22 protein-coding genes are annotated in these 24,502 nt (G+C 30.0%); 12 read left to right on the forward strand and 10 right to left on the reverse strand.

All coding sequences use genetic code 11. The features are described from left to right. Positions 1-71 precede the first annotated feature (71 nt). Positions 72-335 (reverse strand): DUF4834 family protein, encoded by a 264-nt coding sequence (locus tag Q0842_RS07740; protein ID WP_298496396.1) that lies wholly within the window; start codon positions 333-335, stop codon positions 72-74. A gap of 146 nt (positions 336-481) precedes the next feature. On the opposite strand from Q0842_RS07740, the gene Q0842_RS07745 reads away from it, so the two are divergent. Both Q0842_RS07745 and Q0842_RS07750 read left to right on the forward strand, forming a co-directional pair. Beyond that, positions 482-1,495, forward strand: a complete 1,014-nt coding sequence (locus Q0842_RS07745; protein WP_298496398.1) for a transporter — start codon at positions 482-484, stop codon at positions 1,493-1,495. Positions 1,496-1,522: 27 nt separating this feature from the next. Then, positions 1,523-2,644 carry a GNAT family N-acetyltransferase gene (locus tag Q0842_RS07750; protein ID WP_298496401.1) on the forward strand — a complete coding sequence of 374 codons (1,122 nt, stop codon included), beginning with the start codon at positions 1,523-1,525 and terminating at the stop codon, positions 2,642-2,644. Positions 2,645-2,697: 53 nt separating this feature from the next. On the opposite strand, the gene Q0842_RS07755 is transcribed toward Q0842_RS07750, so the two are convergent. The 3 genes from Q0842_RS07755 to Q0842_RS07765 form a co-directional block, all read right to left on the reverse strand. Next, on the reverse strand, positions 2,698-3,957 hold the full coding sequence (locus Q0842_RS07755; protein ID WP_298496404.1) for an aminotransferase class I/II-fold pyridoxal phosphate-dependent enzyme: 1,260 nt from the start codon (positions 3,955-3,957) through the stop codon (positions 2,698-2,700). 245 nt (positions 3,958-4,202) lie between these two features. Continuing rightward, complete coding sequence (locus Q0842_RS07760; RefSeq protein ID WP_298496406.1) at positions 4,203-5,243, reverse strand: PLP-dependent cysteine synthase family protein; 1,041 nt, start codon at positions 5,241-5,243, stop codon at positions 4,203-4,205. 79 nt (positions 5,244-5,322) lie between these two features. After that, entirely contained in the window at positions 5,323-7,383 is a 2,061-nt protein-coding gene (locus Q0842_RS07765) for a S9 family peptidase (RefSeq protein WP_298496409.1), read from the reverse strand. 85 nt (positions 7,384-7,468) lie between these two features. Here Q0842_RS07765 and Q0842_RS07770 point away from each other — a divergent pair, with 85 nt between their 5' ends. The 3 genes from Q0842_RS07770 (at position 7,469) to Q0842_RS07780 (ending at position 10,756) form a co-directional block, all read left to right on the forward strand. Further along, a complete protein-coding gene (locus tag Q0842_RS07770) occupies positions 7,469-7,792 on the forward strand; it encodes a YbaB/EbfC family nucleoid-associated protein (RefSeq protein WP_298496411.1) in 324 nt (107 codons plus the stop codon). A gap of 273 nt (positions 7,793-8,065) precedes the next feature. Continuing rightward, complete coding sequence (locus Q0842_RS07775) at positions 8,066-9,286, forward strand: thioester domain-containing protein (protein WP_298496414.1); 1,221 nt, start codon at positions 8,066-8,068, stop codon at positions 9,284-9,286. A gap of 156 nt (positions 9,287-9,442) precedes the next feature. Next, a complete protein-coding gene (locus Q0842_RS07780; RefSeq protein ID WP_298496418.1) occupies positions 9,443-10,756 on the forward strand; it encodes a CoF synthetase in 1,314 nt (437 codons plus the stop codon). A gap of 10 nt (positions 10,757-10,766) precedes the next feature. Here the strand turns inward: Q0842_RS07780 and Q0842_RS07785 are convergent, their stop codons facing one another. Further along, positions 10,767-11,798, reverse strand: a complete 1,032-nt coding sequence (locus Q0842_RS07785) for a GntG family PLP-dependent aldolase (RefSeq protein WP_298496419.1) — start codon at positions 11,796-11,798, stop codon at positions 10,767-10,769. Positions 11,799-11,891: 93 nt separating this feature from the next. Here Q0842_RS07785 and prfB point away from each other — a divergent pair. The 4 genes from prfB to Q0842_RS07805 all read left to right on the forward strand — a co-directional run bounded on the left by prfB (position 11,892) and on the right by Q0842_RS07805 (position 16,562). Next, a protein-coding gene (gene prfB, locus Q0842_RS07790; protein WP_298496421.1) for a peptide chain release factor 2 occupies positions 11,892-13,002 on the forward strand; the annotation gives its coding sequence in 2 pieces (ribosomal slippage) (positions 11,892-11,954 and positions 11,956-13,002; 1,110 coding nt in all). After that, on the forward strand, positions 12,999-13,616 hold the full coding sequence (locus Q0842_RS07795; RefSeq protein ID WP_298496423.1) for an HAD family phosphatase: 618 nt from the start codon (positions 12,999-13,001) through the stop codon (positions 13,614-13,616). The genes prfB and Q0842_RS07795 overlap by 4 nt, the downstream gene beginning before the upstream one ends. After that, a complete protein-coding gene (gene arsC / locus Q0842_RS07800; protein ID WP_298496425.1) occupies positions 13,616-13,957 on the forward strand; it encodes an arsenate reductase (glutaredoxin) in 342 nt (113 codons plus the stop codon). Before Q0842_RS07795 ends, arsC begins: the two co-directional genes overlap by 1 nt. Before the next feature lie 100 nt (positions 13,958-14,057). After that, on the forward strand, positions 14,058-16,562 hold the full coding sequence (locus tag Q0842_RS07805; protein ID WP_298496428.1) for a TonB-dependent receptor: 2,505 nt from the start codon (positions 14,058-14,060) through the stop codon (positions 16,560-16,562). Positions 16,563-16,630: 68 nt separating this feature from the next. Here Q0842_RS07805 and Q0842_RS07810 read toward each other — a convergent pair whose 3' ends face one another. Together Q0842_RS07810 and Q0842_RS07815 are read right to left on the reverse strand one after the other, a co-directional pair. Beyond that, positions 16,631-16,804: a hypothetical protein gene (locus tag Q0842_RS07810; protein WP_298496431.1), complete on the reverse strand. Its 174-nt coding sequence runs from the start codon at positions 16,802-16,804 to the stop codon at positions 16,631-16,633. A 95-nt stretch (positions 16,805-16,899) separates the two neighbouring features. Further along, entirely contained in the window at positions 16,900-17,541 is a 642-nt protein-coding gene (locus tag Q0842_RS07815; protein WP_298496434.1) for a peroxiredoxin, read from the reverse strand. A gap of 179 nt (positions 17,542-17,720) precedes the next feature. Between Q0842_RS07815 and fumC the strand changes: the two genes are divergently transcribed. Further along, positions 17,721-19,118: a class II fumarate hydratase gene (gene fumC, locus Q0842_RS07820; protein WP_298496436.1), complete on the forward strand. Its 1,398-nt coding sequence runs from the start codon at positions 17,721-17,723 to the stop codon at positions 19,116-19,118. 154 nt (positions 19,119-19,272) lie between these two features. Here the strand turns inward: fumC and Q0842_RS07825 are convergent, their stop codons facing one another. Together Q0842_RS07825 and Q0842_RS07830 are read right to left on the reverse strand one after the other, a co-directional pair. Further along, positions 19,273-19,851, reverse strand: coding sequence for a Crp/Fnr family transcriptional regulator (locus Q0842_RS07825; protein ID WP_298496439.1), 579 nt, complete (start codon positions 19,849-19,851; stop codon positions 19,273-19,275). Between the two features lie 485 nt (positions 19,852-20,336). After that, a complete protein-coding gene (locus Q0842_RS07830; protein ID WP_298496442.1) occupies positions 20,337-21,221 on the reverse strand; it encodes a chromosome partitioning protein ParA in 885 nt (294 codons plus the stop codon). Between the two features lie 113 nt (positions 21,222-21,334). On the opposite strand from Q0842_RS07830, the gene Q0842_RS07835 reads away from it, so the two are divergent. Next, on the forward strand, positions 21,335-22,351 hold the full coding sequence (locus Q0842_RS07835; RefSeq protein ID WP_298496446.1) for an arginase family protein: 1,017 nt from the start codon (positions 21,335-21,337) through the stop codon (positions 22,349-22,351). Then, the gene (locus Q0842_RS07840) at positions 22,344-22,805 is read left to right on the forward strand and encodes a GNAT family N-acetyltransferase (protein WP_298496449.1); all 462 of its coding nucleotides are present in this window, start codon (positions 22,344-22,346) and stop codon (positions 22,803-22,805) included. The genes Q0842_RS07835 and Q0842_RS07840 overlap by 8 nt, the downstream gene beginning before the upstream one ends. Here the strand turns inward: Q0842_RS07840 and Q0842_RS07845 are convergent. Beyond that, a complete protein-coding gene (locus Q0842_RS07845) occupies positions 22,802-24,496 on the reverse strand; it encodes a hypothetical protein (protein WP_298496453.1) in 1,695 nt (564 codons plus the stop codon). The genes Q0842_RS07840 and Q0842_RS07845 overlap by 4 nt on opposite strands. Positions 24,497-24,502: the final 6 nt, after the last annotated feature.

The following is a 24,502-nucleotide window of genomic DNA, read 5'->3' on the forward strand; positions in this document are numbered from 1 at the left end:
TGATATTACTAAACTTTAACAGATAAAACTTCCGCATTTGAAGAATTTCAAAACAACACTACTACTTACTACTACTCAATTTCTTCGTAATCCACATACTCACCAACATTTTTATTTGATGTTTTTGTTTCAGGGATTTTATCAATAGTTATTTCGCCTTCCTTTTTTTGAGCCCCTTGTTTTTGCCCTTTTTGAAATTGACCAAACTGATCTCCAAAGCGTTGTTCTGCTTTTTTTGCTGCAAATTTGAGCAGAAAAGGCGCAAATATTCTAGAAAGAATTTTAATTCCGTAATAAACTAAGACAATTATAAGTATGGTTCTTAATAAACCCATTTTTAAACTTTTAATAATAATGTAACACAAAAATACAATTCTATCTGTTTAAAAAGCGCTCAAGAATGATAAAAAAAGCATAAAATATCTATATTTGAAAAAAGTCTTTAATAAATACTATTAGAGAAATAAACATATTTAAGATTATGACCCCATTTAAATCTACATTGTTTTTCCTACTAAGTTTGGCTACTACTCAAGCATTTTGCCAATATACTGATGTTATAAACTCTAACCGCCCTGGTGTATCAAGAAGTGCATTTTCTGTAGGCACAAATGTTGCACAATTAGAAATTGGCCCATACATTTTAAAAGAAGAGAGAACCCCTACAACTGCTTACGAAGTTTCTGGATTTGGTATTGATTTTGCCGCACGCTACGGATTGTTGTTAGAAGAATTAGAAATAAATATAGAAGGAACATACCAAAATGACACCAAAACATATAATTCTAATATATCATCTGAAGAAAATCGAGCTAATTTTAGGTTTTTAGCTATTGGTGCGAAATACTTAGTGTTTGATCCTTACAAAAATGCTGAAGAAGACAAGCCTAATCTTTACAGTTGGAAAGCAAACCGACAGTTTAAGTGGAAATCTTTAATTCCCGCTGTATCAATCTATTTGGGAGCTAATTATGACACTAAACCAAATCCTTACACATTTTCTGGCATTGAAGGTTTTAGCCCTAAAGTTATGATTGCAACACAAAACAATTTCTCTGGAGGCTGGGTTTTTGTTATAAATTTAATTAAAGACAGAATAGGGACAGATCAATCTGATTTTCAATATATTTTAACCTTAACACATTCTTTCAGTCCTAAATGGGTTATTTTTGGCGAAACTCAGGGTATTAAAAGTGATTTTTACGCAGATAATTTGTTTAGGTTTGGAGGTGCTTATTTAATGAGTAAAAATTTTCAGCTAGATACGGCAGTTACTTTTAACACTAAAGACACTCCTTCTGTATTTAGCGTTAATTTTGGCGCTTCTTACCGTTTAGATTTTCATAAAGATAAAGAAATAGACAACGGCACATCTGCTGAAGCAGAAGGTGAAAGAAGAATGAATAGGAAAGTAAAAAACAAAAAGAAAAGCAACAAAGACGCTATTGAAAAAGTTAACAAACAAAAAAAGAAAGATATAGATTTTGATGAATAACTAATCATCAATCCCCATCGTTAAACTATGATAAGACTTAAAGAAGTTCAAAACAAAAAAGATTTAAAAGCTTTTGTAAAGTTTCCGTTTACACTCTATAAAGATTCCAAATATTGGGTACCACCCATTATAAGTCAAGAAATGAAGACTTTTAGCAAAAAAGACAATCCTGTATTTAATGATGCCGATGCAAGATTATTTTTAGCATATAAGAACGGCAACATTGTCGGCAGGATTGCTGCAATCGTGAATTGGCTTGAAGTAAAAGATCAAAACCAAAAAAAGATGCGCTTTGGCTGGTTTGATTTTATTGATGATTTAGAAGTTTCACAAACACTTTTAAATGAAGTTGAAAAAATTGGAAAAGAACACAATCTTGAATACACAGAAGGCCCAGTAGGGTTTTCAAATCTAGACAAGGTAGGTGTCATGACTGAAGGTTTTGAGTCTATTGCACCTATGATTACATGGTACAATCATGCTTACTACGTTAAACATTATGAAGCGGCAGGATACAAAGTAGAGAAATCATATTCTGAAAGTAGATTTCCTTTTGAAAATGTAAAACCAGAGTTTTTCAAAAAAGCACAAGAATTAATAAAAAGACGCTACCAACTAACTCCTTTAAAACTTACCAAAACAGAAGAAGTTATGCCGTATGCAGATAAAATGTTTGATTTGTTTAATGAAAGTTATGCATCTTTATCTTCATTTGTGGCTATTAATGATGTTCAAAAAGCGTATTTCAAGAAAAAATTTATAAGTTTTGTAAATCCAGAATACATAAAATTTGTAGTAGACAAAGACGACAACATGGTAGGTTTCGCCATTGTAATGCCAGCTTTTGCTAAAGCATTACAAAAAATGAACGGTAAATTGTTTCCGTTTGGGTTTAGACATATCATGCATGCTAAGAAACACAGTAAAGATGTTATTTTCTATTTAATTGGCATCCATCCCGATTACCAAAATAAAGGTGTACACGCTGTTATATTCAACGAATATTACGAAACATTTAAAGAAAAAGGTATAGAAACATGTTATAGAACACCAGAGTTAGAAGATAATGAAGCCATACATAAAATATGGAAGCACTTTTTTCCTGAGGTTTATAAACGCAGAAAAACCTTTAGAAAAAATATAGCATAAAAAAATCCGATTCAAAATTGAATCGGATTTTTTTTTATTTATGTGTTTAATATTTATTCACCCATAGCAGCTATTAAAGCGGCAGATAAACGTTTATAAGTTCCGTTTACTAAACGATCTCTAATAGCATCAAAAGCATCTAATGTTTCTGATACATCTTCTAGAGTATGCGTAGCAGTTGGTATTAATCTTAATAAAATTAATCCTTTAGGTATTACAGGATAAACCACTATAGAACAGAATATTCCATAATTTTCACGTAAGTCTCTAACTAAAGCCATCGCTTCTGGAATACTACCTTTTAGATACACAGGTGTAACACAACTTTGAGTAGTACCTATATCAAAACCACGAGCTTTTAAACCTGATTGTAATGCGTTAACATTCTCCCATAATTTGTTTTTTAGTTCTGGCATAGTCTTAAGCATTTCTAATCGCTTAAGAGCTCCAACAACTAATTGCATTTGCAATGATTTTGCAAACATTTGAGAGCGTAAATTATATTTTAAATAGTCAATTATTTCTTGATCTCCAGCAATAAAAGCACCAGTACTAGCTAATGATTTAGCAAATGTTGCAAAATATACATCAATATCGTCTTGAACGCCTTGCTCTTCTCCTGCCCCTGCTCCTGTTGCTCCTAAAGTTCCGAAACCATGAGCATCATCAACAAATAGCCTAAAATTAAATTTCTTCTTAAGGGCAACTATCTCTTTTAATCGACCTTGTTCACCTCGCATTCCAAAAACACCTTCAGAAATCACTAAAATCCCTCCACCTGTTTGTTCTGCCATTTTTGTGGCACGTTCTAAGTTTTTTTCTAAACTTTCAACATCGTTATGCTTATAAGTAAAACGTTTTCCCATGTGCAAACGCACACCATCAATTATACAAGCGTGAGCATCAACATCGTATACAATAATATCATCTTTAGAAACTAAAGCATCAATTGTGGATACCATTCCTTGGTAACCAAAATTTAAAAGATATGCTGCTTCTTTGCTAACAAAGGATGCTAACTCATTCTGTAATTTTTCATGTAAATCGGTATGACCAGACATCATTCTTGCTCCCATTGGGTAAGCTGACCCATATTGTAAAGCTGCTTCTGCATCTACTTTACGAACCTCAGGATGATTGGCCAAACCTAAATAATCATTAATACTCCATGTAATGACATCTTTTCCTTGAAATTTCATACGGTTTGAAATTTCTCCTTCTAATTTAGGAAACACAAAGTAACCTTCTGCCTGAGACGCCCATTTTCCTAATGGCCCTTTGTCTTTATAAATTTTTTCGAATAAATCTTTCATTTAGTAAATCTTATTGCTATTAAAATTAAGACATAACTAAAACTAGATAATTGCTTTTTAATGGAGATATAAACATAAAGATGTTTAAAAATTCAAGAAGCTTTAGTTCTTAGTTAGTTGATGCAAAATTAAATATTTATATGGTTTGAACATAATTTTTGATGCTCAATTATTAACAAAAAACAAAAAGAGATAAACTTTTACTGTATAAGCAAAAGTTTATCTCTTTTTGTTTTAATATTTTTTTACTTTATATATTGTATGTTTTGTGCTGCTGCTTCATTTATGCTATCAAAGAAACCTTGCTCATTCATCCATTTATCACTATACACTTTACTCATGTATCTTGCACCATGATCTGGATATATAACAACAACATAATCGTTTTTCTTAAAACGACCTTCTTCTCCTAGTTGCATTAATGCTTGAGTTACTGCCCCAGAGGTGTATCCAACAAATAAACCTTCTGTTTTAGCAATTAATCTTGCTGTATGTGCGCTATCTTCATCAGTTACTTTAATAAATTCATCTATAACGTCAAAATCTGTAGCTGTTGGAATCAAATTTTTGCCTAATCCTTCAATTCTATATGGATAAATTTCTTTTTCATCAAACTCTCTTGTTTCATGATATTTTTTTATGACAGAACCAAATGCATCAACTCCAATAATTTTAATATTAGGATTTTGTTCTTTTAAATACTTAGCCGTACCAGAAATAGTTCCTCCTGTTCCGCTGCAAGCTAATAGATGCGTTATTTTACCTTCGGTTTGCTCCCATATTTCAGGTCCTGTAGATTTATAATGTGCATCAATATTTAATTGATTAAAATATTGGTTAATATAAACCGACCCTTTAATTTCACTATGCAAACGCTTAGCCACTTCATAATAAGACCTAGGATCGTCTGCACTAACATGCGCAGGGCAAACATAAACTTTTGCGCCCATTGTTTTAAGCATATCTATTTTATCTGGAGATGACTTAGAACTTACTGCTAATACACAATCATACCCCTTAATAATACTTACCATAGCTATACTAAACCCTGTATTACCAGATGTTGTTTCAATTATAGTATCGCCTGGAGAAAGAATCCCTTTTCTTTCTGCTTCTTCAATAATATATAATGCTATTCTATCTTTAGATGAGTGTCCTGGATTAAAAGATTCTACTTTAGCGTAAAAGTCTCCTTTAAACTTGGAAGCTATTCTATTAAGTTTAACAAGCGGAGTGTTGCCTACTAAATCTAATACATTATCAAATACTTGATTTCTGTGTTTCATATAAGCTATTTATAAACTGAGTGTTTATTAAAAACACAAAAACAGTTTAAACCGGACAAAAATAAAACTTTTTTTTTTATTAACCATAAATACCCTCTAAATCTAGTAAAAATGCATATTCTAGTGCTACATCCTTTAAACTTTCAAATCGACCAGAAGCACCTCCATGACCAGATTCTATATCGGTATGTAGAAGTAATTTGTTAGTATCTGTTTTATATGCTCTGAGTTTTGCTACCCATTTTGCAGGTTCCCAATACTGTACCTGTGAATCGTGTAGACCTGTAGTTACAAGCATATTGGGATATTCTTTAGCTTCTACATTATCATATGGTGAATACGATTTCATGTAATTATAATACTTTAACTCGTTTGGATTACCCCATTCATCATATTCTCCTGTTGTTAAAGGTATTGTATCGTCAAGCATTGTTGTAACCACATCTACAAAAGGAACTGCTGCTAAAATTCCGTTATAAAGTTCTGGATTCATATTTATTATTGCCCCCATAAGTAACCCGCCTGCCGAACCACCATAAGCGTATAGCTGCTTACTTGATGTGTATTTTTGTTCAATAAGGTATTTAGAACAATCAATAAAATCTGTAAACGTATTTTTTTTAGTGAGAAGTTTACCATTTTCATACCATTCTCTTCCTAAATACTCCCCACCCCTAATATGTGATATAGCATAAATAAAACCTCTATCTATTAAACTTAAGCGAATACTTGAAAAGGAAGGATCTATTGTTGAACCATAAGACCCATAAGCATATTGAAGTAATGGATTTGTTCCATCCAACTTTATACCTTTTTTATAAACTAAAGATATAGGAACTTTAACCCCATCTCTAGCGGTAGCCCAAATACGTTTAGTTTCGTAGTTTTCTTTTTTAAATTTCCCTCCTAAAACTTCTTGCTCTTTTTTAATTTCACTTTGTTTAGTTTTAAAATTATAATCAATTACAGAACCCGGTGTGTTTAAAGAACTATAGCCATATCGAAGCAAATCACTTTCAAAATCTGGATTATTACCAATATAAGTTGTGTAAGTTTCAGAGTTGAATGGCAAATAATAATCTTCTTTACCACTCCAACTCATAATACGAAGTCTATTTAGTCCATTTTCACGTTCATTAACAACTAAATAATCCTTGAAAATTTCAATATCCTCAATTAAGACAGCTTTACGATGTGGAATTACATCAACCCAATTAGCTTTATTTGTATCATTTTCGTTAACCTTTAATACCTTGAAATTTTTGGCTTTATCAATGTTAGAAATAATATAAAAACTATCATTAAAATGTGCAATGTTATATTCTAAATCTTTTGTACGTTCTTGAAAAATATTGAAATCTCCATCTGGCGTATCTGCATTCAAAAACCTATATTCAGATGACATGGTACTAGAAGAACCTATTACAATATATTTTTTTGATTTTGTTTTATAAACAAAAGTATTAAACGTCTCATCTACTTCATGATACACTTCAGTATCAGTACTACTATCTGAATGTAATTTGTGCTTAAAAATTTTATGTGAACGTAAGGTTACATCATCTTTCATTGAATAAAACAATGTCTTATTATCATTGCCCCAAGTAGCACTACCTGTAGTGTTTAAAATTTTATCAGAATAAATTTCGCCTGTAATTAAATTTTTTATTTGAATAGTATATTGACGCCTACTTACGGTATCAATTGAAAAAGCAGCTAATGTATTATCAGGACTTATGGAAATGCCTCCTAGATTAAAATAAGATAGATTTTTAGCTAACTCATTACAATCAAATAAAATTTCTTCATTTGCCTCTAAGGTCTCCTTTTTACGAACATAAATAGGATATTCTTTTCCTGCTTCATATTTTGTTAAATACCAATAACCATTAAATTTATAAGGTACAGAAGCATCATCCTCTTTAATTCTGCCTTTCATTTCTTCAAATAATGCCTTTTGAAAATTTTCTGAATGCGACATTATCTTCTTAGTGTAATCGTTTTCAGCTTTTAAATAATTAATAACTTCTTCGTTATCTCTATTATTTAGCCAATAATAATTATCAATTCTAATATCATTATGAATTGATAATTCTTCTCTAATTTGTTTAGCTATCGGAAAATGATTTTTTTTATTCAATGAAGATGTATTTATTCTTAAAAATTTAAGCTATCAAAAATAGAAAATTTAAATAGATTTGTATTATAATATTAAATTTAAAAATATGTTTGGAGATATGATGAATATGATGGGTAAACTTAAAGAAACCAAAAAAAAAGTTGAAGAGACAAAAAAACGTCTTGACACAGTTTTAGTTGATGAATCAAGTAATGATAATAAACTCAAAATTACATTAACAGCTAACAGAGTAATAAAACAGATTGAAATTGATAATGATTTACTACAAGACAAAGATCAACTTGAAGATTACTTAATTTTAACTTTAAACAAAGCAATTGAAAAAGCATCAAAAATAAACGAAACAGAATTAGCTGCAGTTGCCAAAGAAGGCATGCCAAATATACCTGGCATGGATTTATTTAAATAATCTATAAACAGCACTCTTTATTAAATCATCAAATTAATATTAATTTATATGACATATACACAAAAGTATATACCATAATCTTTAAATTCAACAACAATCTAAATTTGTTTTTCACGATTAAAAGTAAATTTTACTTATGAAAAGTAAAAAAAACCGACAAAATGTAATCGTAAATTCATAAAACTAATAGTTTGGTATTTGGTCTAAAAAAACAGCTACAAAATACACCATCCAATATATTTGTAATGTAAATTGTAAAAACTATTTTATATTATGAAACACATTACCAAACTATTTTTATTAGCAATACTTGTTGTATTTGCTTCGTGTCAAAATGAGACACTAACCGAGGGGGCTTCTTCAATAGCTGAAGAAGAATTAGCATTAGAAAACGAAATTCTTGTTTCTGATGGTGAAGAAGACGAAACATTCGTTTTAAACAATGACCTAGAATCAGAAATGCCTGCTCAAGAGCTTTCTTTTTCTTTATCAAGTAACTCAACTGCCGAAGGAGGACCTTCTTGTACTCCGGATATTGAAGGATTAGTATTAAGTTTACCAGCAACTATTGAAGGTGAAACTACAGCTAAGCCAGGTGCTAGTGCTTATTTTGATTTAACATTAACAGGAGATAGCGTTTTAGCAGGTGTTGATATACCAGCTTGGTGTGTTGATATTGCTGGTGATTTAGGAGTTGAATCTAACTTAGTATTTGATGTTTACTCTAGTTATGCAGACAACATTCCAACTAACAGAGTAGATAACCCTGAAAACTTTGATAAAGTTAACTGGCTTATAAACCAAACTTACATTGGTGAAGCTAGTCCAAGTGGAGGTGTTTATACTTTTGGAGATGTACAATGGGCAATTTGGGAAATAATTGACGATACTAACTGTAGATCTTGTGCATTTTTAGGAGATGATTGGAGTACTACTAAAGGGCAAGAACTTGTTGATGCTGCAATTGCTAACGGAGAAGGATTTACTCCTTCATGTGGTGAGCAAATGGCTATCGTTTTAGTACCTAATGATAACAAACAATCTGTAATAATCTCTAAAGAGGTTGAACCAGTTGTAGTACCTTGTAGTGATTGTGACGGAAAAGTTACTAAACTTGAGTTAGAATTTGATTGGGGATGTGCTAAGAAAATTGATATCTTACAAAGAAATGAAAACACTTGTTACGGTAAGTGGATATATTCTAACAGATGTGCTAAACCAGGTGAAATAATCAATATTGCTGGTGGAAACCATGATGGAACTTTTGGTAAGTATATCTACATATACATTAACAACTGTTATTACACAAAAATTAAAACTAACTGTGATGTTAAAATCGGACCTGGATATACTAAAGGTGTATTTAACGTAATTAGTGGTGAAAGCAGTAACGGAGGTGAACTTTGTGAATATGTTAAGCCTGAATACAATAAGTGTTACAGACACTGGGGTTGTAAATACTATTCTAGCTGTAGATACGGATACGGACATTAATCTTAAATATTTAAGATATACTAAAAAGAGGTGTTATAAAAACACCTCTTTTTTTATTTGGTTTAATCTCAAAAACTATTATCATTAAAATAAATATGTAATAAAATATTCTAATATTATTTTTACTAATTATTTTTGATTTTTAAAATAACAACTATGGGTAGTTTTAACTTCAGAAAGACTCTATACTGGATTAATGATACAATTAAAGGTGGTAAGACTAAAAAGCATTTAAATGAAATAAAGACTATTTTAGAAAACCCAAATTCTAAAAAAGCCAAAGGTTTAACTAAAAACAATCTTAGTAATTTATTAAACCATGCTATTAATACTACTAATTACTATAATACCTTTAAAGGAAAAAATGATATAACAGATTTTCCAATTATTAAGAAAACAATAATTCAAAATAACTTCGAAGACTTCCAATCTGAAACTTTTAAAAACAAGAAGAACTTCAAAGTATCTACAAGTGGTTCTACTGGCTTACCATTTACTTTATATCAAGATAATAACAAAAGAAATCGTAATAAAGCAGATGTTATTTACTTCTTAAAACAATGCAACTTTGAGGTAGGTGATAAACTCTACAATTTAGCTGTTAGATTAAAGAAAAATCAAAAAGCTACATTTAGCTCTTGGTTAAAAAATGTTTCGCTAGTCGAAATTTCAAAACTCTCTGATGAAGCCATAGATCATTTAATTACCACAATAGCAAATGATAAAAACCCAAACAAATCTATATTAGGATATGTATCAGGGTTAGAGACAATAGTTAGATATATTGAAAGAAAAAAAATTAAAGTTGATCATCTAAAATTAAATTCAATTATACCTAATTCAGAATATTTAAGTCCGCAAACTAAATCAACTTTAACAAAACACTTTAAAACTGATGTTTTGTCTAGATACTCAAGTGATGAATTAGGAATATTAGCCCATCAAACCATTAATTCACCAAATAATTTTACAATAAACCATGCGAGTTACTTTATTGAAGTACTAAATTTTGAAGATGATACCCCTGTAAAACATGGAGAAACAGGAAGAATTATTGTTACAGACCTTTTTAATTATGCTATGCCTATTATACGCTATGACACAGGTGATGTAGCAAAATTGAGAATGCTTGATAATGGAAATTTTGAATTTGAAAAAGTTGAAGGACGCAAAATGGACTTAATTTATGACACTAAAGGAAATCTATTATCATCATATATTTTTTACACAAAAGTTTCAGAATACTATCACTTAATAAAGCAATATCAATTTATTCAACAAGGTGAAAAAGATTATGAAATAAAATTAAATTTACATGGTAACTCATTTGATTTTGAAAACAATTTAATAGAAGATGTAAAAAAAGACTTTGGTCAAGATGCTAATGTTAAAATTACTTATGTAAATGAAATACCGCCTTTAGCCTCTGGAAAAAGACGTAAGGTTATTAATAACTATATTAAAAAATAGGTGTCATTTATTAAAATGACTTTAAGTTTAAATGTTTTATCGTGTCCATTAATTTTTCATGCATAACATCTGTATAATCTAAATGGGTAACCATTCTAAGTTTATGACTCCCCATACTAATTATATAAATGTTTTTATCCGATAGTAGCTTTACAAATGCATTCTCATCAACACCATCATTAAGCTCAAAAATCACAATATTAGTTTCAATTGGCTCTACTTTTCTAACAAACTTAAGATTAGATAACTCCTCTCCTATTTCTTGAGCTTTTATATGGTCCTCGTTAAGTCTATCTATATTATTCTCTAAGGCATACAAACCTGCAGCAGCTAAATAACCTGCTTGACGCATATTGCCACCAAATATCTTTCTAATCCTTAAAGCTTCACTCATTATCTCAGAATCACCAACCAAAACAGAGCCTACGGGACAGCCTAACCCCTTACTCAAACAAACAGATATTGTATCAAATATTTTCCCATATTGTTTAGTATTTTCATTTTTAACTACTAAGGCATTCCATAAGCGTGCTCCATCTAAATGAAATCCTAATTTATTAATATCACAAATTTTCTTGATTTTTAATAATTCATCAAAATTCCAACAAGCTCCCCCTCCTTTATTTGTGGTGTTTTCAATTTCAACTAAACTCGTTTTACTATAATAATAAGCATCGGGATTTATGGCGTCTTCAACTTGTTTGGCATCAAACATACCTCTACTACCGTCTATCAATTTACAAGAAACTCCACTATTAAAAGATGCACCACCAGATTCATAATTATAAATGTGTGCATACTTATCACAAATTACCTGATCTCCAGGATTTGTGTGTAACTTCAAAGCGGTTTGATTTGCCATTGTTCCGCTAGGAAAAAACAATGCCTGTTCTTTTCCAAACATATTAGCAACTTTACGTTCTAGTTCATTAACAGTTTCATCTTCTCTAAAAACATCATCACCCACATTGGCTTGCATCATAGCTTCCAACATAGTTTTTGATGGTTTTGTTACAGTATCACTTCTAAGATCTATTATCATGTTTTATAATTAAAGAGTAAAGCTATAAAATTATATTAAGAAATATTTTCAACTGCATGATTTAATCCTATTTTTGTTTAAAATAAATATATTATGATAACATCAGATCAAATTAAAGATCTAAACACCCGCCTCGATAAACTTAGGCACTATCTTTGACATAGACGCAAAATTAATTGAAATACAAAACGAAGAAGAACAAACTTTCGACCCTAATTTTTGGAATAATCCTAAAGCTGCAGAAGCTATAATGAAATCGCTTCGAGTTAAGAAAAAATGGGTTCAAGATTATAAAGACTTAAAAACTCTAATTGAAGATCTTGAAGTTATTTATGAATTTTTTAAAGAAGAGGAAGCAACATTAGAAGACGTCGAAAATAGATATAATAAAGCAGCAACATTATTAGAAGATATTGAGTTTAGAAATATGCTTTCTGAAGAAGGCGATAGCTTAAGTGCCGTATTACAAATTACTGCTGGTGCTGGTGGTACCGAGAGTTGTGACTGGGCCAGTATGCTCATGCGCATGTACTTAATGTACGCTGAAAAAAGTGGATTTAAAGTAAAAGAATTAAACTTTCAAGAAGGAGACGTTGCAGGCATAAAAACAGTAACTTTAGAGATAGAAGGCGATTTTGCTTTTGGTTGGTTAAAAGGAGAAAATGGTGTTCACAGATTAGTGCGTATTTCACCTTTTGATAGTAATGCAAAACGCCATACAAGTTTTGCTTCTGTTTATGTTTATCCGTTAGTTGATGACACTATTGAAATTGAAATAAATCCTGCAGATATTGAAATTACCACAGCCCGTTCTAGTGGTGCCGGTGGACAAAATGTAAATAAAGTTGAAACCAAAGTACAACTAACACATAAACCTACAGGTATTCAAATTTCGTGTTCAGAAACACGTTCGCAGCATGACAACAGATCAAGAGCTATGCAAATGCTTAAGTCTCAATTATATGAAATTGAACTTCAAAAACAATTATCTCAACGTGAAGATATTGAAGCTGGTAAAATGAAAATTGAATGGGGAAGCCAGATTAGAAATTATGTAATGCACCCTTATAAATTAGTAAAAGATGTTAGAACTGCTCATGAAACTGGAAATGTTGATGCGGTTATGGATGGAAATATTGATGAATTTTTAAAATCATATTTAATGACCATGGGACAAAAAGTAGAAGATAATAACCAATTATGAATAAAATAGACACTATTATATTTGATCTTGGAGGTGTTTTAATCGATTGGAATCCTGAATATGTTTTTTTAGATGTTTTTAATGGAGATAGAAAAAAAATGCAATGGTTTTTTGATACTATTTGTACAAGCGATTGGAATGAGAATCAAGATGCTGGCTATCCAATGGCCCAAGCAACAGAAGATAGAATAGTTCTTTTTCCAGAATATGAAAAAGAAATACGTCAATTTTATGGGCGATGGGTAGATATGCTGGGAGGTCCTATAACCGGAACCGTAGATATTTTAAAAAAATGTATTGAATCAAAAGATTATAAAGTTATTGCCCTAACTAATTGGAGCGCAGAAACCTTCCCTATTGCACAAGAACGCTTTGATTTTTTAAATTGGTTTGAAGGTATTATAGTATCAGGCAAAGAAAAAACCAGAAAACCTTTTGATGATATATACAACCTTACATTAAATCGATTCAATATCAAAGCTGAAAATGCAATTTTTATAGATGATAACCAAAGAAATATTGAAGCTGCAAATAATCTAGGAATAAATGGTATTCGCTTCGAGTCACCAGAAAGACTTCTTCAACAATTAAAAACGTTTAATATTTATTTATAATGATTAAAATATACCACAATAACCGATGTAGTAAATCCCGTTGCGGATTAGATATTTTAGAAAAATCAGGTAAAGATTTTGAAATTATTAAATACCTTGATGATGTACCTTCTGCAAAAGAATTAAAAGACATTATCAATTTATTAAAAATAAAACCAATTGATTTAGTTAGAAAAAACGAATCAATTTGGAAAGAAAAATTTAAAGGCAAAACTTTATCTGAAAAAGAATTAATTGAAATTATGGTTGCAAACCCAAAATTGATAGAACGTCCCATAGTAATTAATGGTAATAAAGCTATTATTGGCAGGCCACCAGAACTTATTTTAGAAATAATTTAAACTTAAAAAATTGATATTTTTTTAACAAAGCTTTAACTTCAAAGAGTTAAACCATGCCTTTTTGTTTTAGTCTAATATTTTAGACCAACTACACACAAAAATGACTTACAGACTGTTTTATCTCCTTTTTGCTAACTTTTTAATTTCTACTACTTTTTTGTTTGCTCAACCTCAAAACATAAAAGAAAATAATCTAAATACTAATCTTGCTAAAGATGTTATAGTTTCAGGAAAAGTTATTGATAAAGAGACTCAAAGCCCTTTAGAATATGCTACTATTGCCTTTTTTAGTAAAAAAGAAAATAAAATCATTACTGGAGGTATAACAGATATTAAAGGAGTTTTCAGTATTCCTGTCCCTCCCGGTATTTACGATATTTCAATAGAATTTATATCATTCAAAACGCAAACAATTAAAAATCGCAAAATTACATCAAATGAAGATTTAGGTGTTTTTTATTTGGATATTGATTTAGAATCTCTTGATGAAATTGAAATTATTGCAGAACGAACAACAGTAGAGCTTAAACTTGACAAAAAAATATATAATGTTGGCAAAGATCTTACAGTTAGAGGTGGTACTGTTAGTGATGTATTAGACAATGTACCTTCCGTTTCTGTTGATGTTGAAGGTAATGTTGCATTACGTGGTAATGACAATGTCCGTATTTTAATAAACGGAAAGCCTTCTGGCTTGGTTGGCTTAAACTCTACAGATGCATTAAGACAACTCCCAGCCGAAGCTATAGAAAAAGTAGAAATTATCACCTCTCCATCTGCACGTTATGATGCTGAAGGAACCGCTGGGATTTTAAATATTATTTTACGAAGAAGCAAACTGCAAGGCTTAAACGGCGCAATAACTACTAGTTTAAGCCACCCTACTGCTGCTGGTGTTTCTGGAAATATAAATTACCGTACTGGCAATTTAAATTTTTTCAATACTACTGGTTATAGATATAGAGAATCACCAGGTAACGCATTTACTCAAACACAATATTTTAACACCTATTTTGATGAAGATTCAATGATGGACGTTAACGACCCAGATACATTTTTAAATGAAAAACGAGATTTTGATCGACAACGAAAAGGATTCTCAACAAATCTAGGTTTAGAATGGTATATAAATGATACAGCTTCTTTAACAACATCAATAGTTTATAGAGATAGTGACAATACCTCTGATACTGAAAACATTATAACTGAGCTTGATTCTAACGGAAATATATTAAGTGAATCTATTCGTTTAGAACCAGAATTAGAAGACGATAAAACCATTCAATATTCTGTAAATTTCGACAAACAATTTAATGGTAATAGTGAACATAAACTAACATTTGATTTTCAATATGAAAACAGTAAAGAAGATGAAAGTGCAATAATAACTCAAGATGGAGAAGCTGCTGAAGAAGTTAGAACTCTTGAAAAACAGAATGAAATTCTTTTACAAACTGATTATATACAACCTATAGGAGAAAAAGCTCAATTTGAAGCAGGATACAGAGGAAAGTTTACTGAATTAAATACAGATTATACACTAAAGTTTAATGAAAATGGCGAATTTGTTTTAGATAATAACACAAGTAATAACCTTATTTATAGAGAATATGTAAATGCTATTTACTCTCAATTTGGTAGTAAAATAAAAGATAAATTCTCATTTCTTTTAGGTTTAAGGATGGAATCTACTCGTATTACAATTAATCAAATTACAAGTAGTGATTTTGAACGTAAAAATTATGTTGAATTTTTCCCAACAGTAAATTTAGCTTATGAAATTAGTGGAGATAAAAGTTTTACATTAGGCTACAATAGAAGAATAAGAAGACCACGTTCAAGATATATAAATCCATTTCCATCTAGAAGTAGTGCTACTAACCTATTTCAGGGAAATCCAGATATAAATCCTAGTTATTCAAATACTATAGACTTAGGATATTTAAATAAACTAAAAAACATTACACTTAACTCGTCTATTTATTATAGTAAATCTACAGATGTGTTCACTTTTATATCGGAAGATACTGGAGATATAGCAATTGTTAATGGAACTGAAATCCCTGTAATTAGGAGAACACCCATAAATTTAGCTACTAATGATAGATTTGGTTTTGAATTTACTATAACATATAAACCAAATAGAAAATGGAGCTTAAATACAAATTTCAACCTATTTGATTCTAAAACTAAAGGTGATTATAATGACGTAAAATACGATGCAAATAATTTAAGTTGGTTTGCAAGGTTAAATAATAAATATACGCTACCTGGAGGTATTGATTGGCAAACACGGTTGTTTTATATGGGACCAAGTGAAGATGCTCAAAACATTCGTAAAGGTATGTTTTCTGCAAACTTGGCTTTTAGTAAAGATCTTTTTAATGATAAAGGGGCTTTAGCATTTTCTATTAGCGATTTATTTAATAGCAGAAAACGAGTAATAGAATCGTTTACCGACTCTTTTAATAGTAATGCTGAATTTCAGAGAAGAGAACGAAGTTTTAACTTATCTTACACACACAGGTTTAACCAAAACAATAATCGTAAAAGAGAAAACCGTAACACTAATGGTGGAAATGATGATTTTGATTTTGGAGAGTAATAAAATATTTATATAAAAAAAGGAAGCTAAATATAGCTTCCTTTTTTTATATGTTAAAAATTATGTTTTTAAGCTTGACGTTTTGCTTTCTTTTCTTCTCTAATCTCCTTTAATCTTTCAATTAAAGAACCTCCTATCCAATAAGGAATAACAAAAGTTAGTAAAAAAATCATTAACCAAAATCCTAATGTTAATATGGTTAAAAATGCTAAAAAGCCTAAATATTGGTCAAATTCAAACATAATTGTAAGTATCTTTTTTAAAAATCTTATGCAAAGATAATGTAAAGTGAATTCTTATACAATATCAAAATAAAATTTATTAACAGAGTTTTACACTAATTAATATTAGGTTGTGGAGTCATCCTTAAGTAAGGTTTTATCTCATCAACACCTTTAGTAAATATTCCTTTTGCGTCCTCTGTTGAAATTGCAGGACTTACAACTACATCATCACCATGTTTCCAATTTGCAGGTGTAGCTACTTTATGATAAGCTGTTAATTGTAAAGAATCTATAACACGTAATAATTCATCAAAATTTCTACCAGTTGATGCAGGATAAGTTATTATAAGTTTTACTTTTTTATGATTATCAATAACAAAAACCGATCGTACTGTTAGTTTATTATCAGCATTTGGATGAATCATATCATAAAGCTCAGACACTTTTCTATCTTCATCTGCTATAATTGGAAAATTAACAGTTGTGCTTTGTGTTTCGTTAATATCTTTAATCCATCCCTTATGAGAATCTAAACCATCAACGCTTAGCGCCACTACTTTTACATTACGCTTATTAAATTCGTCTGTATATTTTGCTACTGTACCTAATTCTGTTGTACAAACAGGTGTATAATCTGCTGGATGAGAAAACAATATCCCCCAACTATCACCTAACCAATCATGAAAATTGATTTCTCCTTCAGAGGTTTGTGCTGTAAAATTTGGAGCTTCATCTCCCAATCTAATTGTTGCCATATTTTTATTTAAATTTTAACTAAATTATTAATCCTACTAAATTAATAGATTTAAACTTTTTAAGGTAATAATATTCGTTATTTTAATGTTAAAAAGATGTACTAAAAACTAACAAAAATCATAATTAAAAACATCTTAAAAGAATTATATTAGCAACTTATAATAAAAGCATTTTTAAAATGAGTTACAGAATAGAAAAAGATACTATGGGCGAAGTAAAAGTGCCCGCTGATAAACTTTGGGGAGCACAAACTGAACGATCTAGAAACAACTTTAAAATAGGGCCTTCTGGATCTATGCCACTTGAAATTATTTATGGGTTTGCTTACTTAAAAAAAGCAGCCGCTTACACCAATTGTGAATTAGGGGTTTTAGCTACTGAAAAACGCGATTTAATTGCGCAGGTATGTAATGAAATTTTAGAAGGCAAGCACGATGATCAATTTCCGTTGGTAATATGGCAAACTGGATCTGGAACACAAAGTAACATGAACGTAAATGAGGTTGTTGCTAATAGAGCTCACCAAATAGCTGGTAAAGTTATAGGTGAAGGTGAAAAAACTATACAACCTAATGATGATGTAAATAAATCGCAATCATCTAACGATACGTTTCCAACAGGTATGCACATAGCTGCATACAAAAAGATTGTAGAAACGACAATTCCGGGTGTTAAGAAATTACGAAATACACTTAATGATAAATCTAAAGCTTTTAAAAATGTTGTAAAAATTGGTAGAACACACCTAATGGACGCAACACCACTAACTTTAGGTCAAGAATTATCTGGTTATGTAGCTCAATTAGATCATGGTTTAAAAGCGCTTGAAAACACACTATCTCATTTAAGCGAATTAGCACTTGGTGGAACAGCAGTAGGAACTGGACTAAACACACCAAATGGTTATAGCAAACGTGTAGCCGAATATATTGCAGAATTTACTGGATTACCTTTTGTAACTGCACCAAATAAATTTGAAGCTTTAGCTGCACATGATGCATTAGTTGAATCTCATGGTGCTTTAAAACAATTAGCTGTATCCTTAAATAAAATTGCAAATGATATTAGAATGATGGCTTCTGGTCCTCGTTCTGGAATTGGCGAAATTATTATTCCTGCAAACGAACCTGGAAGTTCTATTATGCCAGGAAAAGTAAATCCTACTCAATGTGAAGCTTTAACTATGGTTTGTTCTCAAGTATTGGGTAATGATGTAGCTATTTCTGTTGGTGGTTTACAAGGGCATTATGAATTAAATGTATTTAAACCTGTTATGGCCGCTAACGTTTTAAGTTCGGCTCAATTAATTGGTGATGCTTGTATTAGTTTTGAAGAAAATTGTGCTAGAGGTATTGAACCTAATCATGAAGTTATAACAAAACTATTAAACAATTCTTTAATGCTTGTAACTGCACTTAACACTAAAATAGGTTATTACAAAGCTGCAGAGATTGCAAACACAGCGCACAAAAATGGGACTACCTTAAAAGAAGAAGCTATCAATTTAGGATATGTTTCTGCTGAAGATTATGATGCTTGGGTTAAACCAGAGGATATGGTTGGTAGCTTAAAATAAAATTTAGAATAATAGTTATATAAAAAGACAGGTAATAAATTAACATTGCCTGTCTTTTTGGTTGGTTAGATATATACCTTTGTAAATTGTAATCTAAAAGGAAATCATGTAAATATATAACTAACTTAATTTTATTAAAATAACATATGTTAAATCATTCAAGTTTTTTTCTAATTCTGCTTAATTGTACTGGAGTTATACCTAAATACGATGCTATATGATACTGTGGTATTAATTCGTCAACATCTGGTAATTGTTGCTTTAATTCTAAATATCTATCTGTAGCATTTAAAGAAATTAACTCTACTAAACGCTTTTCGTAAGACATGTAAACAGTTTCTAAAACTTTAGCATACAACTTATTAATTGATTCATGCTTTTCACACAAATCCATTAATTTATAGTAATCTATTTCATAAACTTCTATATCAGTAAGGGCTTCAAAAGCAAAAAGTGAGGGTTTCTTTTGAATTAAAGCTGCAAGAGGTCCTGCAAAACTTAATGGAAGGTAAAAGCCTTTGTTAAATTCTTTTCCTGATTCTGTCATTAAAAAACAACGTAAAACACCAGATACTAAAAAATATACTTTTGTTGGTATTTCGCCTAATTTAACAATATGAGTACCTTCAGCTATTGTTTTTAATTCTGTAATGCTTAATAGATCACCAACAAGTTCAACAGGCACATTACTAAAAGAATTCAGGAAATCATAATGAGATTCATTATAGCTCATAAAAATTGGTTTTAATAAAACTGCATACGATTTGGTAACGTATTCAGAAATTAAATCAATTCAAATGCTGAGACATTTAATTGATTAGTTGTTAGGGTTTGGGTTAGCAATATCGACAAATAAACAATTTTTATTCTATGTTTTTAAACAATTATAATTTCTTTAAGAAATAATATTCAATAAAAACAATTAGAACAAAATACTAATTTACTACATAACAGCATATTACAAAATCTAATTGCTTTGTTATTCAATTAAAAACAACAATGCACTTCATCGAATATTTAAAATTCTAGTTTTTTAATATTCATTTATAATATACCATTTTTTTTTAATATGAAAATATAAAACAAATACGAATTACCTATGAACTAGTTTTTAAAGCAAAAAAACGATAATGATAATAACAAAAGTTTCTACTATTCAATAAAAAAACCCCGAACTTTATGTTCGAGGTTTTTAATATTATAAGAATTAAAATGGACTTATTTTAATGTAAACTCAGAGCTAGATACTAAATCTTTTGCGTTAAAAACATTTACAACGTAACGTCCTTTTTCAAATTTATTTTCACCCTTTGATGCAACAAACTCACAGATATTAAGACTAGCATTCTCATAGTTAAATTTACTAATCATACTGTAATTTAAAGTTTTTTCACCAAATGTAACTTGTTCATTTAACCCTAAAGTATTATTTTTTGGGTCAATAACTTGAACATATAATTCTTCATCACCTGCTTGTACCAATGCATTTTTTGCAACTGTAAAACAAACTCTAATTTTATCTGCTCTACTAGCTCTTTCGGTAGGTATTAATTTACCCGATGTTCTTTCAATAACTCCAAACCCTTTTAAACCCACAGTATTTAATATTGCAGCATTTTCTACAACTTCAGCTAAAGCATTGTTTTGTACTAATAAAGAATCTGTAAAAACTGTACGTTCTTCTAAACGAACACGAGTACTATCTAAAGATGTTGCTAAATAAGAATTTTCTACTCTTAATGAATCATTTTGAGCTAATAACACATCCATTTCTTTTTGAAGTGATGCATATTTTCTTTTATACCTCCATAAACTTTTTACATTTGTTTCAGAAATTTTTAAAGAATCAATTAACCCTTGAATTCTTGTTCTAGCCTCAATTAAATTAGCATTAGAAACTTCATTTTCTCCAATAGCTTCATCATATTGTTTAGCCATAGCATTTAAATCATTCATAACTAACTGCTTCTCTTCAGTCAATTCATTTTGAACTTTTTTACTGCTATTATACAAATTCATTGTATAAAATCCTGTTGCCAAAAATAAAACTATTGCAATCCCTAATCCTACTTTAAGCCCTGTGTTACTCTTGTTGTTTTCCATAATTACTCGTTTTAATGTTTGTTAAGGTTAATTTGTTTTAATTTTAATTGATTGTTTTATAACTATAAATAAATAATGGTGTATTTTTAATATTCACAATTTATTTAATTTTTATGGATAAACTAGTTTTATTTGACATTTCTACGCGTAATAAAATATTAAACAAACGCTCTGGTAAATCCAAATTTGGTCAACACATTCAAATATTAACCGGTATTTCTAACATATACGAACAACTTATTACTTTAGATGTTACTCATGTTATTTTAGGTGTTCCTGAACATATTAGTGTTTTAAAAAAAAACAATAAAACAAGTGATATAAAGGCTTGGGAAGCTACCCTTAAAGTTTTGTTAAACATTGAAAACAATCAATTTACAAAAGCTAACAAAATTTTAATATTAGGTCATTTAGATTTTTCAGATGAACAATTAATTATTTCAAAATTAAATACATCTAAAAAGAAAGACCTTATAAAAGCCAAAGAAATTGTTACTATAATTGATGAGTATGTTACACATCTAATACACCAAATAGTTTTGGCTGGTAAAAAACCAATTATAATTGGCGGTGGATATAATAATGCTTATGGTAATGCAAAAGGAGCTTCGTTAGCATTAGGACACCCAATTAATGTTATTAACTTTAATTCACACTCAGGTTTTGAAGAAGAAGGCAGACAAAATGAAAATGCTTTTAGTTATGCTTACACAGAAGGATTTATTAGCAATTACTTTGTTTTTGGATTACATGAAAACGATAATTCAAAAAAGGTTTTTTCTACATTTGAAAAATTAAAACCTATAGCCTACAACACCTTTGATGCACTTGAAATTAGAAAGGAATTAAAGTTTAAAAAAGAACTAGATCGAGCATTAAATCATATTTCTGAAAGCAACTTTGGAATGGAAATTAATTGTAATGCAATTGAAAACATATCTAGTAATAACATGACACCAAGTGGTTTTAGTGTTAATAAAACAAGACAATTTATTAATTACTTTGCAAAACACAAACACGCAACTTATTTACATATTTGTGAAGCTTCACCAACTAAAAAAACGGCTACTCAAGTTGGGAAACTTATAACCTATTTAATTACAGATTTTACTAAAGCTACTAATGGTTAATATTATTTCTTTTGAAAAACAATTTGCTAAAGATTTCTATAACTTAAATATAGAATGGTTACGCGCATTTTTTTATGTAGAACCTTATGATGAAGAAATTTTAAGTAAACCTGAAAAATATATTATTAACAAAGGCGGGTATTTATTTTTTGCAAAACTAAATAGTAAAGTTATTGGAAGTGTTGCCTTAATGCCTATAGGAAACCAAGGTGAATTCGAATTAACTAAAATGGCAGTATCTCCAGACAATCGAGGCCATAAGATTGGACAAAAATTAATGCAATATTGTATTAATTTTGCAAAGGAAAAAGAAATACCAAAACTCATTATTTATTCAAGCAGAAAATTAGAAAACGCTATTTATATTTATAGGAAATATGGTTTTATTGAAATTCCTGTAGAGACTAATTGTCCTTATAAACGTTGTGATATTAAAATGGAGTTGGTAATTTAATTTCCAACAGCCTTTAAAGAATCAATCTGTTTCTGCAATCTCGCAATCTCTTCTGCTTTCTTATCCACTTGAGGAATCATTTTAATCGAATCTGAAACTTGCTGAACCATATCTATAGTTTTAGTCTCTTCAACAAAATAATAACCAATCTTTTCGCTAGCACGCCAAGCTTCATTTAATTGATCGTAAACTGTTTTATCCCATATACTTGGGTGTTTAACATCAATCCAAACCACATCACGATATTCACTATCTACCAATACCAAATCTGGTGTAGCAGAACCATCAAATTGTTGTTTATTCTCTTTACTAATAGAAGATACGGTTCCCATAAAAAACATACGTTTTTTCCCTGCTATATCCTTTATATAAGGTCTAAACTCAACGGGAGTATTGGCTGTCCAATCATATTCTTTTCGAGATTCTTGTACTTTTAAAGGCATTGCGGAAACTCCTGCATAACCTTGTTTCTTTGCCGAATGATTATAATAATACAATTTATCTGTTCCGTCTGCAGGTACAAATACGCTATAACTTAAGCTAGTACGTTCATTTCCTACTGGTTCTAATCCAAACCAATGGTATAAACCACTATAAGCGTCTGTATCTGTATCAGAGAAATTAAAATCTGTTACATATGGTTGCTGATTTTGATCTTTTGGCATTTCGGGTATTTTAACAGCTGTTTCCATATTCCATGGTAATGGATCGCTAAAACCACCTAGAAACTTTAAAGACTCAGCTTGTAAACGTGATACTTTTTCTGCTAAAGTATTTTGTCTAGTTAAATACGTATGTTTTTTCATGTTATCAGGACTTATATATTTTCCTTTTCCTATTAAAATACGCTCTATGTAATCATTAAAATTGTGTTCACCGCTATCAATTACCATAACACCACCAAAAGTTGGGTATGGAAATAAAAATCCTTTCCATTTTATTAAACTTACCACTTCAACCCATTGCCCAGAATCATTTTTCATGTAATAGGTATCACTAGGTTCCATTGTAAACAATTGGAAGAAATTAAAACGCTGCACTACAGCATTGTAAGTGTTTCTGCTAAACTTTAAAGATTCACCTATAGAGAATGTTACAGGGATTCTATTTTCACTTGAAAACCTAGGAAATGGTGTTGTACTTGATACAGCAAAAACTTCTTCTGTATTATCAGTCATACCTTGCCACATGTATTTTTCTGTTGGTTGAATGGCCATAGTCCATTTGTTCTCGTCTCCTATTCTAACTAAGTGTGGAAGTGAAACATCTTTTGTTTCTCCTACGCTTTCATTAGCCATAGAATACACGTTACGCAATGGTTGTATACGCTCATTTTGTGTTAATGGCAATTCATTTATTTCAACTTTATTTAAATGATTGAAAACATTATAAGTTTTCATGTAATCATACATTTTAAAATGCCATCCTACAACGTATAAAATCCCGAAGAATATGACTAATAAAGCTAACATTCCTAATCTACCACCTGTGGTTGCCGATTTTCTAAATTTTCTTAAACCTAAAAACAAAACAATACCACTCAATAAAATGATGAAAATAAATTTTCTAACGAATAATAATGCAGGTTGATAATCATCGCGTAAAACGAACAACGCTATAAGCAGAATCAAAACAGTAATAATAATTATTGTTTTTTGTTTCTTTCCTTTATTCCAATATGTTTTAATCATTTGTGA

It is taken from the genome of uncultured Algibacter sp., from assembly GCF_947495675.1.
GTDB lineage: Bacteria > Bacteroidota > Bacteroidia > Flavobacteriales > Flavobacteriaceae > Algibacter_B.